The organism is Novosphingobium sp. FSW06-99 (assembly GCF_001519065.1).
Taxonomy (GTDB): Bacteria; Pseudomonadota; Alphaproteobacteria; order Sphingomonadales; family Sphingomonadaceae; genus Novosphingobium.
Genome location: NZ_KQ954259.1, coordinates 61,438 through 76,072, shown reverse-complemented (window position 1 = coordinate 76,072; position 14,635 = coordinate 61,438). Strand labels below are relative to the sequence as shown.

At 64.9% G+C, this 14,635-nt stretch carries 10 protein-coding genes and 1 tRNA gene; 2 read left to right on the top strand and 9 right to left on the bottom strand.

What is annotated here, in order from left to right; translation table 11 throughout:
• Positions 1 to 169 precede the first annotated feature (169 nt).
• Genes AQZ49_RS15310 through tkt form a run of 5 tightly spaced genes read right to left on the bottom strand, consistent with a single transcriptional unit; the run spans position 170 to position 8,118 of the window.
• Entirely contained in the window at positions 170 to 781 is a 612-nt protein-coding gene (locus AQZ49_RS15310) for a chemotaxis protein CheB (protein ID WP_067617763.1), read from the bottom strand.
• The gene (zwf, locus tag AQZ49_RS15305) at positions 778 to 2,238 is read right to left on the bottom strand and encodes a glucose-6-phosphate dehydrogenase (RefSeq protein WP_067617377.1); all 1,461 of its coding nucleotides are present in this window, start codon (positions 2,236 to 2,238) and stop codon (positions 778 to 780) included. Before zwf ends, AQZ49_RS15310 begins: the two co-directional genes overlap by 4 nt.
• Complete coding sequence (gnd, locus tag AQZ49_RS15300; RefSeq protein ID WP_067617375.1) at positions 2,235 to 3,212, bottom strand: phosphogluconate dehydrogenase (NAD(+)-dependent, decarboxylating); 978 nt, start codon at positions 3,210 to 3,212, stop codon at positions 2,235 to 2,237. Before gnd ends, zwf begins: the two co-directional genes overlap by 4 nt.
• Positions 3,212 to 6,049, bottom strand: a complete 2,838-nt coding sequence (locus AQZ49_RS15295) for a bifunctional transaldolase/phosoglucose isomerase (RefSeq protein WP_067617372.1) — start codon at positions 6,047 to 6,049, stop codon at positions 3,212 to 3,214. Before AQZ49_RS15295 ends, gnd begins: the two co-directional genes overlap by 1 nt.
• Positions 6,046 to 8,118: a transketolase gene (gene tkt, locus AQZ49_RS15290; RefSeq protein WP_067617760.1), complete on the bottom strand. Its 2,073-nt coding sequence runs from the start codon at positions 8,116 to 8,118 to the stop codon at positions 6,046 to 6,048. Before tkt ends, AQZ49_RS15295 begins: the two co-directional genes overlap by 4 nt.
• Before the next feature lie 582 nt (positions 8,119 to 8,700).
• On the opposite strand from tkt, the gene AQZ49_RS15285 reads away from it, so the two are divergent.
• Positions 8,701 to 9,915, top strand: coding sequence for a glycosyltransferase family 4 protein (locus tag AQZ49_RS15285; RefSeq protein WP_231739263.1), 1,215 nt, complete (start codon positions 8,701 to 8,703; stop codon positions 9,913 to 9,915).
• Positions 9,916 to 9,990: 75 nt separating this feature from the next.
• Here AQZ49_RS15285 and AQZ49_RS15280 read toward each other — a convergent pair.
• From AQZ49_RS15280 to AQZ49_RS15270, 3 genes are all read right to left on the bottom strand, one after another.
• A tRNA-Thr gene (locus tag AQZ49_RS15280) sits at positions 9,991 to 10,065 on the bottom strand.
• Between the two features lie 25 nt (positions 10,066 to 10,090).
• Positions 10,091 to 10,957 carry a hypothetical protein gene (locus tag AQZ49_RS15275; RefSeq protein ID WP_369819143.1) on the bottom strand — a complete coding sequence of 289 codons (867 nt, stop codon included), beginning with the start codon at positions 10,955 to 10,957 and terminating at the stop codon, positions 10,091 to 10,093.
• 146 nt (positions 10,958 to 11,103) lie between these two features.
• Positions 11,104 to 12,435: a replication-associated recombination protein A gene (locus AQZ49_RS15270; protein WP_067617363.1), complete on the bottom strand. Its 1,332-nt coding sequence runs from the start codon at positions 12,433 to 12,435 to the stop codon at positions 11,104 to 11,106.
• A 97-nt stretch (positions 12,436 to 12,532) separates the two neighbouring features.
• Here AQZ49_RS15270 and AQZ49_RS15265 point away from each other — a divergent pair, with 97 nt between their 5' ends.
• Entirely contained in the window at positions 12,533 to 13,216 is a 684-nt protein-coding gene (locus AQZ49_RS15265; protein WP_067617360.1) for a PadR family transcriptional regulator, read from the top strand.
• Between the two features lie 56 nt (positions 13,217 to 13,272).
• Here the strand turns inward: AQZ49_RS15265 and AQZ49_RS15260 are convergent, their stop codons facing one another.
• Complete coding sequence (locus tag AQZ49_RS15260) at positions 13,273 to 14,490, bottom strand: glycosyltransferase family 4 protein (protein ID WP_082701818.1); 1,218 nt, start codon at positions 14,488 to 14,490, stop codon at positions 13,273 to 13,275.
• Between the last annotated feature and the right edge of the window lie 145 nt (positions 14,491 to 14,635).

Below are 14,635 nucleotides of genomic sequence, written 5' to 3'. Positions count from 1 at the left end.
TTTTTGCACGATGCTCTAAGCCCGGTTCTGCGCCGGTTTGCGTGGCGCAACGAGTGTACGCCGGTCCGGCCGCCCGCAACAGGGGCCTGGATCAAAATGGGCGAAAAATCGTCTGCATGTCATTCGCCCCACCGCAACCGCCTGAACGCCCGTGCCGCGCGGCGGCCGATCAGGCGGGCGTCTGTCGGGTTATCTCCCGAATCTTCGCGGCGATGGCTTCAGGAGCCAGCACATAGTCAATGCAACCCGATTCAATCGCACTGAGCGGCATTTCCGGGCTGCTGGCGGTATTCGGTCTCTGCGCGATCGTGATGCCGCCGACGTTCCTTATACCGCACAATGCAGCGGCTCCGTCGCCATCATAGCCGGAAACGATAACGGCAATAATCCTGCCGTTCCAGTTCTGGGCCAACGACTGCAGGAACACGGTGATGACGTCGGGCCATCCTCTCGGCTTGGAGATCGGTGCCAGGCAAAAATCGCCGCCGCAGACGTGCAAATCGCGCTGCGAGGGAATGATGAACACGTGATTGGGTCTGATGTGCATTCCATCGGTGATCAGGTCTACCGGCATCTTGGTCGATCGGGGCAGGATTTCATGGAGAAGCGTGGCGACCCGCCTGAGGTGATTGACAATAACGATCGCAACACCAAGGTCGGCCGGCAAATGCCGCAGCAGGCGCACATAGGCGTCAAGGCCACCGGCCGATCCGCCGACGCAGACAATCGGGAAATGCGGTGCGTCCGGTTTTGCCCCGCCGGATCCGGTCCATACCTTCACCCCAGCGCGTGCCATTGGCGGCCATCGCGGGCGATCAACGCCTCTGCCCCGCTCGGTCCGCAGGTTCCGGCGACATAGTCTTCAGGTGGCTCGCGCGATTGCGCCCAGGCGTCGAGAAACGGTTGCACCGCGCGCCAGGCGCCTTCGATTTCGTCGGCGCGCTGGAACAGCGACTGGTCGCCGATCATGACGTCGTAAAGCAGCGCCTCATAGCCGGTGGTGTGGCCCGGCCTGAATGTGTCGGCATAGCTGAAAACCATCGACACCGGCGTCGTGTCCACCATCGGGCCGGGTTTTTTGGCGATGAAATCGAGGCTGATCGCTTCGTCCGGCTGCACCTGGATGACCAGCCTGTTCGGGGCCAGGTGTGTGACGTCGGTATCGCGGAACAACGCCAACGGCACCGGCTTGAACACGATCACCACTTCGGTATCGCGCGCGCTCAGGGCTTTGCCCGTGCGCAGATAGAACGGCACCCCGGCCCAGCGCCAACTGTCGACCATCAGCTTCATCGCAACGAAGGTTTCGGTGCGGCTGGCCGGATCGACCGCGTCTTCGGCCAGAAAGTCGGGCAGGTCCTGCCCTTGCGCCTGCCCTGCGCGATAGCGACCGCGCACGGCATCGGTGGTTGCCTGTGCCGGCGTTGGCGCGCGCACGGCGTCGATCAGTTTGGCCTTTTCGGCTCGCATCGCTGCCGCCTCAAAGCTGTTGGGCGGCTCCATCCCGATCATCGCCAGCAACTGGAACAGATGATTGGGCACCATGTCGCGCAGCGCGCCGGTCGCATCGTAGAACTTGCCTCGCCGCTCCACACCCAGCGATTCCGCCGCCGTGATCTGGACATGATCGATATGGCTGTTGTTCCACAGCGATTCGAACACGGCGTTGCCAAATCGGGTGACCATGATGTTGCGGACGGTTTCCTTGCCGAGGAAGTGGTCGATCCGGTAGATCTGGCATTCGTCAGCGACCTTCAGAATGCGCGCATTGAGCGCCTGGGCAGAGGCCAGATCGTGCCCGAACGGTTTTTCAACGACGATCCGCCGGAACCCGCCAGCCTGCGCCAGCAGGCCCACACCGGCCAGCGCATCGATGATCCCGCCAAAGAACGTCGGCGTGGTCGCCAGATAGAAACAGACATTGGCGGCTGCGTCGGGCAGATGTTCGGCGAGGCGGGCAAACGTGGCTGGATCGGTGAAATCACCGTGGAGATAGGTGCAGCGGGCTCGCACGCGTGTCCACGACGGTTCGCCTGGGTCGTCATGGAACCGGTCGAGCTTTGCCCGCAACGCCTCGTCCGATGCCAGATCGCGATCGATACCGATGATCGCCAGCGTATCGCCGATCAGCCCGTCGCGAGTCAGATTGACCAGCGCGGGGACAAGCAGGCGGCTGGTCAGATCGCCCATCGCGCCAAAGATCACCAGCGTGGCGGCTGGCGCGACCGGTTCGTTCATTGCGGCGTTTCGACGTGGCCGCCAAAGCCGAAGCGCATGGCCGACAGCAGCTTGTCGCCAAACGTGGATTCGACGCGCGAGCGATAGCGGGCAAACAGCGCCGCACTCAGCACATTGGCCGGTACCGCCTCTTCCATCGCCGCATCGATCGTCCAGCGCCCTTCGCCGCTGTCCGCGACACGGCCATCAAACTGCGCCAGTGTCGCATCTTTGGTCAGGGCAATGGCGCTCAGGTCCAGCAGCCACGAACTGACGACACTGCCGCGCCGCCACACTTCGGCGACGTCGGTCAGGTTGATGGTATAGCGTTCGTCCTCGGGCAAAGCGGCCTGCGCTTTGCCCTTCAGAATGTCGAAGCCCTCGGCATAGGCCTGCATCAGGCCATATTCGATGCCGTTGTGCACCATTTTCACGAAATGCCCCGCGCCGACCGGTCCGGCATGGATATAGCCACGCTCGGCGCGATCATCGTCCGTCTGGCGGCCCGGGGTGCGCGCAATCGCGCCAAGACCCGGAGCCAGCGTGGCAAAAATGGGGTCGAGCCGCTGTACGACCGCGTCATCGCCGCCGATCATCATGCAAAAACCGCGCTCAAACCCCCACACTCCGCCCGACGTGCCGACATCGACATAGGCGACCGACTGCGCCTTCAGCAGGTGCGCACGGCGGATATCATCCTTGTAGAAGCTGTTGCCGCCATCGATGATGACATCGCCCGGCCTGGCAATCCCGGCCAGCGCCAGCACGGTTTCCTCGGTCGGCGCGCCTGCGGGCAACATCATCCACACCACCGCCTCGGGCCCCAGTCGCGCGTGCAGATCGCTCAGCCCGGTCGCACCGATCGCGCCTGCCGCGACCAGATCCGCAATCGCGGCGGCATCGCGATCGTAGACCACCACGTCGTGGCCACCTTGCAACAGGCGTCGCGTCAGGTTGCCGCCCATCTTGCCAAGCCCGATCATGCCGATTTTCATTAGGTGGTGCTCCTTTCCAGCAGTGTGACAATCCGCGAAACCAGACGTTCAAGACCGTGCGGGCCGGGCGCGCGCAAGTGGATGCGCAACACCTGGCGACCACGCGCGGCCAGCACGGCTATATCGCCCAACGCCTGTGCCAATTCGACCGTGCCGAAACTCGCCTTGTGCCCGGGGATGGCTATATCGGCGATCGGATCGCGCGTGACGACCAGAAAATGGCCGGTCGCCGGTCCCCCTTTGTAGGCCTGACCGGTCGAATGCAGAAAGCGCGGCCCGAACCCCACCACGGTTGCCACACCGGTGGCCTTGCGAACCGCCACCCGCAGCCGCGTCAACAGGGCGATGTGCGCGTCATCGCGTTCGATATAGGCCAGCGTGCCGGCATAATCGCCCGAACGCAGCGCGCCGAAATGTGCCAGCAGGATCGCATCGAGATCGGTGGACACCCCTTGCCGGTCGGCGGGGGCATAGATCGCATAGTCGATGTCCTGGTAAACCGGTGTGCCGGTGTCGAGCTGTCCCGACGCCTCATAGGCATCGACCATCGTGCGCGTGGCGATCTTGCTGGCCTCTACATCGGGCTGATCGAACGGATTAATGCCGATGATGATCCCGGCAATTGCCGTGGCGATTTCCCAGCGAAACAATTCCTGCGCGACGAGGCCGGGGTGGGCCAGGGTGATGCGGATGACGGGATGCCCTGCGTCCACCAGCGCCGCAACCGCAGCGTCCTGTTCGGCATCGGCCTCTGCGGCCAGGCGCAGATGAACGAACAACCGGTCCTGGCCGTATTTCGCCGGATCGCCCAGCGGCTCGCCCTCGATCGGCACGATGCCGGTCCCATGCTTGCCGGTCGATTCTCCCAGCAATTGTTCCAGCCACGGCCCCAGCGGGGCCAGTTCGGTGGTGGTCATGATCGTCACCTTGTCATGGCCCGCACGGACCGCTTCGCCCAGCATGACCCCCAGTTGCACCCCGGGATTGGCCAGCGGCGGCACGTCAGGCCCGCAGGCCAGCACCATTGCCCGGGTCGCCGCAAACAGTCCGCGCACGTCGATGCCGATGATGGCGGCAGGCACCATGCCGAACACCGACAGCGCCGAATAGCGCCCGCCGATCGCCGGATCGCCGTTGAAGATATGGGAAAATCCCTGCGATTGCGCGATTGTTTCAAGATCGGTGCCCGGATCGGTGACGGCCACGAACTGACGCCCAGCCTTGTCCGCGCCAACCGCCGTTGCGACAAGGCCCTGAAAATAGGCGCGCAGGATTTCAGGTTCGAGCGTCGAACCCGATTTGGACGACACGACAAACAGCGTGCGCGCCGGGTCGATGGCGTTGGCGACGCGGGCGATCTGCGCCGGATCGCTGGTGTCGAGCACGTGGAGGCGTGGAAAGCCGGTGGGCGAACCGAACATGCGCCCCAGCACTTCGGGGCCAAGGCTCGATCCGCCCATCCCCAGCAAGACCGCATCATCATAGGCTCCGGCGTCGGCAGCGAGCGTATCGAGCGCCGCAAAATCAACCTGATCGCCCTTTGCTGCGCCCAGCCAACCCAGCCAATGCGCTTCGTCGGTGCCCGTCCACAGGCTTGCATCGCCTTGCCACAGGCGCCGTATCCACCCCTCGATCCGCGCGCGGTCGAGCGTGGAGGTTACTGCCTTGGCCAAGGCAACCGGCAGTTCGCTGGTCAACGCGTTCAGCCTGTCGCCAAGAAACGCCGCCCGCTTGTCGGCGACGGCAGCCAGCAGCGCATCGGCTGCGGCCGCAAACTGCGCGACGCCATCGGTCACCAGCGCGCCGGTCACGCCATCAAGGTCAAGCCCAAAGGCGGCAGCCTCGGCCAGTTGCGCACTGGCCTCGCCCGGATTGGCGGCCAGCGTCGCGGCGACATGGCCATGGTCGCGGAACGCATCCATGGTCCTGGGCGGGATCGTGTTGACGGTGTCAGGCCCGATCAGGCTTTCGACATACAATATGTCGCTGAATTCCGGGTTCTTGGTGCCGGTCGACGCCCACAACAGCCGTTGCGGCATCGCACCCTTGGCGGCCAGGGCCTGCCAGCGCGCGCCAGCGATCATGTCGCGATACCAGGCATAGGCGACTTTTGCGCTGGCGATGGCAATCTTGCCGGCGAGCGTTGCCGCCTCGACCGCCCGCGGATCGCCCCCAGCGTGCAACCCGGCGATCTTGAGATCGATCTTGGTGTCGATCCGGCTGAGAAAGAAGCTTGCCACGCTGGCTATGCCGTCAATCGGCTGGCCCACCGCAACCCGCGCCTCAAGCCCGGTCATATAGGCCTCGGCCACGGCGATATAGGCGGGGATCGAAAACAGCAGCGTGACGTTGATGTTGAGGCCCTGTTCGATCAGCCTGGCGATGGCCGGTATGCCCGCAGTGGTGCCCGGCACCTTGATCATTACATTGGACCGGGCGACGCGGTCCCACAGCCGCCGGGCCTCGGCAATCGTGGCATCGGTGACATCGGCCAGATAGGGCGATACTTCGAGGCTGACATACCCGTCGCGGCGATCCAGCCGGTCATAGACGGTGCGTAGCTGGTCGGCCGCGGTCACGATGTCTCCGATGGCCAGATGTTCGTAGATATCCACCACGGCGGCATCGGCTTGCCTCAGAAACGCGTCGATTGCCGCGTCATAGTTCGCACCATGGCCTATCGCGTGTTCAAAGATCGACGGGTTCGACGTGACGCCGCTCAGGCCGTCTTCGGCGATCAGTTTGCGCAGGCCCCCAGCCTGTAAAAAGCCCCGCTCGACGAAATCGAGCCAGACTCCCTGACCCGAATCGGCAAGGACCTTGAGCGTGCTGGTCATGATCGTTCTTTCTGGTCGGCCAGGAGCGCGCGCGCCCGTTCGCACACGTGATCGACGGTAAAGCCATATTTCACCCGCAGGTCGGCGTAAGGCGCGGAACTGCCGAACGAATGCATGCCGATGATCGCGCCTTCGGCGCCGACATAACGGTCCCAGCCGAACAGCCCGGCCTGTTCCACCGCCAGCCGGGCGCGGGCGGCGCGCGGCAGCACCTGGTCGCGATAGGCGCGATCCTGATTGTCGAACACCGACCACGACGGCATCGACACCACCCGCGATGCGATACCTTCGCGCGCCAGTCGTTCATGCGCGGCGATCACCAGCGCGACTTCGCTGCCCGTCGCCAGCAGGATCAGGTCGGTGTCGTCGTTGCCAGCGATCAGCACATAGGCACCGCGCGCCAGCCCTGCCGCCGGGGCATAGCGCAGGCGGTCAATCGTCGGCAGCGCCTGGCGTGAAAAGATCAGACAGCTTGGCGCGTCCGCCTGTCGCAGGGCCATCCGCCAGGCTTCTACCGCCTCGTTCGCATCGGCGGGGCGAATGACGTTGAGCCCCGGTATTGCCCGCAATGCGGCAAGCTGTTCGACCGGCTGATGCGTCGGCCCGTCTTCACCGACCCCGATCGAATCGTGCGTGAACACAAAGATCGTGGGAATTCGCATCAGCGCGGCAAGCCGTATGGGCGGGCGCATATAGTCGCTGAACACCAGAAAGGTGGCCGTGAACGGGCGCAGACCCGACAGCGCCATGCCATTGGCGATCGCGCCCATGGCGTGTTCGCGAATGCCGAAATGCATGTTGCGGCCGCCGGGAAAGTCGGCCTCCAGATCGCCCGCGCCGTCAAAGGCAAGATGGGTCTTGGTCGAGGGCGCCAGATCGGCCGCGCCGCCGATCAGGCCGGGGATGCGTTGGGCCAGGGCATTGAGAACTTTGCCCCCTGCATCGCGCGTCGCAATCCCTGTTGCATCGGTGGCGAAGCCGGGAAGGTCGTGATCCCACCCTTCGGGCAGTTTGCCCGCCAGGATCTCGTCCAGCGCGATCGCCAGTTGCGGATGACTTGTGCGATATCGGGCCAGCGTGTCATCCCAGGCTGCCCGCAGCGGAGCGGACCGGGCGGACATGGCCGATCGCAGTTGGTCGGCAACCCCGTCGGGCACCAGGAACTGCGCGTCTTCGGGCCAGCCGTAGGCGCGCTTGGTCGTGCGGATCACTTCGGCGCCCATCGCATCGCTGTGCGCTTTTGATGTTCCGGCAATCGGCGATCCCCAGCCGATCACGCTGTTGAGCACGACCAGGGTCGGTGCGACGGGGTTCGACCGGAACAGGTCGAGCGCACGCGCAATCGCGCCGGTGTCGTTGGCATCCTCGACATGCACGACAGACCAGCCATAGGCGCGAAACCGCGCGGCGACATCCTCGCTGAAGGCCAGCGACGTACCGCCTTCGATGGTGATGTGGTTGTTGTCATAGATCCAGCACAAGTTGCTGAGCTGCAAATGCCCGGCCAGCGATGCCGCCTCGCCGGACACGCCTTCCATCATGTCGCCATCGCTGCACAACGCATAGACATCGTGGTCGAACAGCCGGGCGTCCTCGCGGTTGAACCGTGCGCCCAGCGACCGCGCCGCGATCGCCATGCCGACGCTGTTGCCACAGCCTTGCCCCAGCGGGCCGGTCGTCACTTCAACCCCGGTAGTCACCCCGTATTCGGGATGACCCGGCGTTTTGGAATCGAGCTGGCGAAAGGCGCGGATGTCATCGAGGCTGACCGCGGGCGCACCGGTCGGCGCGCCTTGCGCATCCATTTCGCGCACCCCGGCCAGATGCAGCAGGGCATAGAGCAGCATCGAGGCATGGCCGACCGACAACACGAACCGGTCGCGGTTGGGCCAATCCGGCTGGTCGGGATCATACCGCAGAAAGCGGCTCCACAGCGTGTAGCCAAGCGGGGCCAGCGCCATCGGCGTTCCGGGATGGCCAGACGATGCCTGTTCAACTGCGTCCATGGCCAGGGTCCGGATTGTCGTGATTGCCAGATCATCCAGTGGGGCGTGTTGCGCGTCGGCCATCATCAGGCAATTCTCCCCATCCGGGCTCTGAGCCAAAGCCCTGCAGTGCCAACATCTGCGCGCCGTGCATCGCGATCAGCAGCCTCGGAAACTACTCAAACTGTTGTTTTGTCAGCGGGACAAGACGCTCGGCAGCGCGCGCCATATCACCCCGCGTGCGCCGATCGCGTGACCGCGAACAAAGGCGAAGGATCGCGTAGATTCCGAAGCTGTTCGGCCCCCGGCGCATACTTATGGTTGATCCCCTGCGGCCGCCGCCCAACGGTCCCATTCTGCAAGGGCGTGCGATTATGACCAAACACTTGTGCGTGAGGCGTTGAAATGGCGGGCAAATCGAGCAAGCTGCAATCAGATCGGGCTGGCCCGCGCCCAAGCAATTTCCATGGTCTGCACGAGGAAACGCCAAAGGCCACGCGAACCGGCAGTCTTTCCACACCGTTTCCGGGCGCGGTGACACGGCCATCATCAATCCGCGAACTGCGTAGCACTATCGGCACGCATCCCCTTCGGGTTGCCTTTGTCGGCAATGCCCTGCCACGCCGCTGTGGTATCGCCACCTTCACAACGGACCTGGAACTGGCGGTGAGCGCGTTGCCGGATGTTGCCGAAGCCGCCATCATCGCCATGCACGATCCCGGCAGCGATTACGCGTGCCCACCCCCCGTCAGATTTAGCATCGATCAGGACATGCCCGAACAGTATGTCGCAGCGGCCGACTTCATCAACAGCACCGGCTTTGACGTGGTGTGCCTTCAGCACGAATTCGGCATCTACGGTGGCCTTGCGGGGGATCTTGTGCTGGGTCTGATCGCCGCGCTCAAGGTGCCGCTGGTCACGACATTCCATACCGTACTCGATCAGCCGACCCCGGATCAGCGCAGGGTCATGAAGGCCATCCTCTCGCGTTCGGCCCGGGTTGTCGTGATGGCCCGGAAAGGGCGCGAAATTCTGATCGAAACTTATGGCGCCGCTGCCGAAAAGATTGTCGTCATCCCGCATGGCATCCCGGATGCCGCATTCGAGCCACCGGAACCTGCCAAGCGGCGGCTGGGTTTTGAGAATCACCAGGTGATCCTCACTTTCGGGCTGCTCGGCCCCGGTAAAGGCATCGAAACCATGATCGAGGCCATGCCCGCCATCATCGCCAGCGCGCCCCATGCGGTCTATGTCGTCATGGGTGCCACCCACCCGCAACTCTTGCGGGAGGCAGGAGAGGCCTATCGCGACAGCCTGGTCTCGCAAGTGCGGGCGCGGGGTCTGGAGAGGAACGTGGTTTTCCTCAACCGCTTTGTCGACCGCCCCGAATTGCTTGAACACATCGCCATGTGTGATGTCTACGTTACCCCATACCTGGGCGTCGCGCAGATGACGTCGGGCACTTTGGCCTATTCGCACGGGATGGGGCGTCCGGTTGTCTCCACCCCATATTGGCATGCCGCCGAATTGCTGGGCGATGGCTCGGGCATATTGGTGCCCTTTGGCGATCCTGATCGGCTGGGCCGGGTGATCGCCGGGCTCCTTGCCGATGATGGCGTGCGGCTCGCCATGGCCGAAAAGGCTTATAAGGTCAGTCGCCCGACCACTTGGGCCCGCACCGCCGAACGCTATGCCGAAACGTTCCAGTTTGCCGTCCGCAAGTATGCACCAAGCATCATCGGTGGGTGCGATGTGTTGGACGCGCGGCCCACGGTCCCGCTGCAGGTCTCAAAGGCCCTGACCGAACCTGACACGCACGATCGCGCGTGCGCCCGGCCATTCGTGCAGGCGCGGGCCAAACCATGGTTGCTGCAATCCTGAGCCCGGCGCGCGATGGCGTATGGCGCCAGGCACACGGCCCTGTCGGCCGCGTCGGATCGAGGGGTATTGAAGCGTTGGTGCCGGCTGAGGGATTTGAACCCCCGACCTTCGGTTTACAAAACCGCTGCACTACCACTGTGCTAAGCCGGCGCTCCAGATGCATGCGCCCATAGCCTTATCGGGCGCCAAAGGTCCAGCCCTCGGTTGCGGCAATTTCTTCGGTCAGCAGGGCCGGGTGCCACAGCGCGGGGTCTGGCGCGGCGTGGCGCAGCCAGGCGGCGGTGATCACGGCATCGCTGGTGTGATCGTCGATCGGGCCCTGATGGCCGAACGGGCGGCTGTGCAGGTGTGCCAGCGCGGTGTCGAGTTCGACGCCGGTGCGGATCTTTGACCGGCCTGCGGTGCGTCCGGCGGCCATCGCGGCAATGGTGGTGTAGATTTCGCAGATCATCGCGCCGGTGGCGGGCAGGGGGTCGATCGGCCAGACCGGAATGCGCCCGCGCAAGGCATGGAGCACGCGCATCCCGGTCAGGCTCGATTTGCCGACTTGTGCGGCGCCGACCAGGTTGAAATTGCTGGTGGGCTGGCAGCCGATTGCTTCCTGCGCGCGCTCGGTCACGCGCATGCGGCCGCGCCCCGGCACAAACCGGTCGCCCTGGCGCCCGCCGTGGCGGCGGAAATGGCGGGCCACTTCGGGATGGTCGACAAAGCTGGTGACCGCCAGATGCGCATCATCGGTGGCCATCCGGTCGACCAGCGCCCACAGCGCATGAGCATCGGCGGGGCTGTCGGTCCAGCCGGGGAAGAACGCGCCCGCATCGGCAAACGGCAGCGAAATGCCCAGATCCATCCCGACCAGTGTGTCGGGCGGCAAATCGTCGCGCAACCAGTCGCGCACCCGCGCCCGCGACCACACCGCGCCTGCACCGATCAGCGCGGGCGCCGCATCACCCGCGGCGCAGATGGCGACCGCAATCCCGCGCTGGCGCTCGCCCGCCGCGCCCGACCAGTCGATCGCGGCAAAGTGTTGGAATCGCGTCACCCTCACCTATTTTCCTGCTCCAAAAGCGCTCCACCTGAAGGGGGAGGGTTGGGTGGGGGTGTGCCACGCGAGTACGACACGCGCCATTGCCACGTCACGCCCCCTCTCTCACCCTTCCCCTCACGGAAGGGACCTATGGCGTGCGATCATTCGCCGCGCCGTTCGGCGCGGCGTTTTTCCCACCAGTCGAGGCGGCGGATCACTTCGCGTTCGAACCCGCGTTCGACCGGGCGATAGAATGTCTGCGGCGGCAGGCCCTCGGGCCAGTAATCGGCGCCCGAAAAGCCATCGGGCGCGTCGTGGTCATAGGCGTAATCCTTGCCATAGCCGATGTCCTTCATCAGCTTGGTCGGGGCGTTGAGGATATTGGTGGGCGGCGCCAGCGATCCGGTGTCGCGCGCCACTGCAAAGGCCGCCTTTTGCGCCACATAGGCCGCGTTCGATTTGGGCGCGGTGGCGCAATAGAGCGCGGCCTGCACGATCGCCAGTTCGCCCTCGGGGCTGCCGAGGAAATCATAGGCATCCTTGGCGGCCAGGCACTGGATCAGCGCCTGCGGATCGGCCAGGCCGATGTCTTCGCTGGCAAACCGCACCAGCCGCCGCAACACAAACATGGGGTCTTCGCCCGCCGTCAGCATCCGCGCCAGGTAATAGAGCGCGGCCTGCGCATCCGACCCGCGCAAAGCCTTGTGCAGCGCAGAGATCAGGTTGTAGTGCCCGTCGCGGTCCTTGTCATAGACCGCCATGCGCCGCATCAGGAATTTCGACAGGCCGGCCGGATCGAGCGGCGCGGGCAGCGACACGTCGAACAGCGTTTCGGCCTGGTTGATCAAAAAGCGCCCGTCACCATCGGCCGAGGCGACCAGCGCCTCACGCGCCGCCGGGGTCAGCGGCAACGGTACCCCGGTGGTCGCCTCGGCGCGGGCCAGCAACTGCGTGAGCGCAGTGGCGTCGAGGCGGTGCAGGATCAGCACCTGGGCGCGGCTGAGCAAGGCGGCGTTGAGCGCAAAGCTGGGGTTTTCGGTGGTCGCACCGATCAGCGTGACTGTGCCGCGTTCGACATAGGGCAGAAACCCGTCCTGCTGCGCGCGGTTGAAGCGGTGGATTTCATCCACGAACAGCAACGTGCGGCGGCCCAGGCCGGCCATGCTTTCGGCCTCGGCAAAGGCCTTGCGCAGATCTGCAACGCCCGAAAACACCGCGCTGATCGACACGTAGCGCATGCCCACCGCATCGGCGAGCAGGCGCGCGATGCTGGTCTTGCCGGTACCCGGCGGTCCCCACAGGATCATCGACGACAGCTTGCCCGCCGTCACCATCCGCCCGATCGCGCCTTCGGGCCCGGTCAGATGGTCCTGCCCGATCACTTCGCCCAGCGTCCTGGGGCGCAGGCGTTCGGCCAGCGGTTCCTGATCGGACGCCGCCGCGTCGTGCGGGGCAGGGCCATCGGCGGGCAAGGGGGCAAACAGATCGGCCATCGTCGCCCCCTATAGCGCGCCTGCAGAAATTTTCATCGGGGTCTTGTCAGAAGAAGTAAAAGATATATCTTAGACCCATCGAATCGAAAGGAGATATATGCGTTTCGACAAAAGAAGGTCGCATGGCGACCATGAACACCACGCCGAACGGGCGGGGATGATGGGCCGGGGTGCCCGGCTGTTTGCCAAGGGATTTCTGCGCGGCGAAGGCCGTGGCGGACCATTTGGCCGGTTTGGCCGGGGTTTTGGCGACGGCTTTGACGATGACGGCATGGGCCGGGGTCGGGGCCATGGGCACGGGCATGGCGGTCGCGGCCGGGGCGGGCGGATGTTTGCCCAGGGGCAATTGCGCCTGCTGCTGCTCAGCCTGCTGACCGGTGAACCGCGCCATGGCTATGACCTGATCCGCGCGATCGAGGATCTGACCGGCGGGACATATGCGCCCAGTCCGGGGGTGGTCTATCCCACGCTGTCATTGCTGGTCGATGAAGCGCTGATTGCCGAGGCCCCTGGCGAAGGCGCCCGCCGCGCCTTTGCCGCGACCGACGCCGGACGTGCCGAAGTTGCGGCCAAGGCCGAGGAAATTGCCGCGATCACCGATCGGTTGAAGGCGCTGGCCGAGGCGAACAACCGCGAATCCAGCCCGTCGATCATGCGGGCGATGGCCAATCTGAAACTGGCGCTGCGGGGCCGGGTGTTTGCCGCCGCGTTCAACGAAGGTGTGGCACACCAGATCGCCGACATCCTCGACGAAGCCGCGCGCCGCATCGAACGGTTGTAAGCGGAGCTGGCCGGTGCCGACTTCGAAACGCACCCTTCCGCGCGTTTCGACCCAGACTAGCGAGAGGTCTGTTTCTGGCGGATCAGCCGCAGATAGGTATCGGCAACGGTCTGGTTGATGCGGTCCCAACTGAAATCCAGACTGCGCGCTTCGCCCGCCGCACCGTGGCGGGCGCGCAGATCGGGATCGATCAGATAGGCGCGCAAGGCCTCGGCAAACGAATGGATCGCGCCGGGGCGCACCAGCCGCCCGTTGACGTGGTTTTCCACCAGGCTTTCGCTGCCGGTTGCTTCGGCGGCAACCACCGGCAGCGCGCAGGCCATCGCTTCGAGCGTGACATTGCCGAACGTTTCGGTGACCGAGGGGTTGAACAGCACGTCCATCGACGCGACGGCGCGGCCCAGATCGGCACCGCCCTGAAAACCCACGAACACGGCCTGCGGCAGGCGCGCTTCGAACCAGGCGCGGGCCGGGCCTTCGCCGATCACGATCACGCGATGGGCAAAGCCGCGTCGCGCCAGATCGTCGATCGTGTCGGCAAACACGTCGAGCCCTTTTTCCATCACCAGGCGGCCCAGAAAGCCGACCACCACATCGTCATCGGCGATTCCCAGCGACCGGCGCCAGTCGAGATCGCGGCGACCTGGGTGGAACGTGCCGCGATCGACCCCGCGCGACCACAACGAAATGTCGTAGTTCATGCGCTGGTCGCGCAGCACTTGCGCCATCGATTCGGATGGCGCGACCAGCGCGTCGCATCGGCGATAGAACCGGCGCAGCACGGCGGTCAGCACCGGCTCGATCCAGGCCAGATTGTAATAGCGCGGATAGGTGTCGAACCGCGTGTGAACGCTGGCCAGCACCGGCAGGCGCCGGTGGCGCGCCCACGACACCGCGCGATGGCCCGCCACATCGGGCGACGATACGTGGATCACATTGGGGGCAAATGCCGCCAGATCGCGCCGCGCACGAATGCCGAGCGCCATCGGGATGCGGTATTCGGAACGCCGTGGCACGGCAAACGAGGGCAGGCCGACCAGATCGCCGGTCGGTTCGAACGCGGGATCTTCGACCACCGGGGCATAGACGCGCACGGCGGCACCATGGCGCAGCAAATAGCCGACCAGCCGGTTGAGCGCCTGATTCGCGCCATCGCGCACATAATTGTAATTGCCGCTGAACAGCGCCACCCGCAAAGCCGACAAGTCGGGCACGGACGGCCTGGGTTTGCCGGTCAACACGGGCGTTTCCGGATCGGTCTGTGTCGAATGCATCGCGCGCCCATAACGGCATGTGCGCGTCTTGTCGCGTCCAGATGCTGGCAAACCGTCGCGCCAGTGCGCCGATATGCCGGAAATTTTGCCGGAGGGGTTAATTGCGCCGGGTTGGTGTCGTTCTGGGTAGCGCGGAGAACCACGC

Coding starts and splice junctions, on each gene's coding strand:
- zwf (WP_067617377.1), bottom strand. CDS start 2,238: ATGAACGAACCGGTCGCGCCAGCCGCCACGCTGGTGATCTTTGGCGCG.
- gnd (WP_067617375.1), bottom strand. CDS start 3,212: ATGAAAATCGGCATGATCGGGCTTGGCAAGATGGGCGGCAACCTGACG.
- AQZ49_RS15295 (WP_067617372.1), bottom strand. CDS start 6,049: ATGACCAGCACGCTCAAGGTCCTTGCCGATTCGGGTCAGGGAGTCTGG.
- tkt (WP_067617760.1), bottom strand. CDS start 8,118: ATGGCCGACGCGCAACACGCCCCACTGGATGATCTGGCAATCACGACA.
- AQZ49_RS15270 (WP_067617363.1), bottom strand. CDS start 12,435: ATGGCCGATCTGTTTGCCCCCTTGCCCGCCGATGGCCCTGCCCCGCAC.
- AQZ49_RS15265 (WP_067617360.1), top strand. CDS start 12,533: ATGCGTTTCGACAAAAGAAGGTCGCATGGCGACCATGAACACCACGCC.
- AQZ49_RS15260 (WP_082701818.1), bottom strand. CDS start 14,490: ATGCATTCGACACAGACCGATCCGGAAACGCCCGTGTTGACCGGCAAA.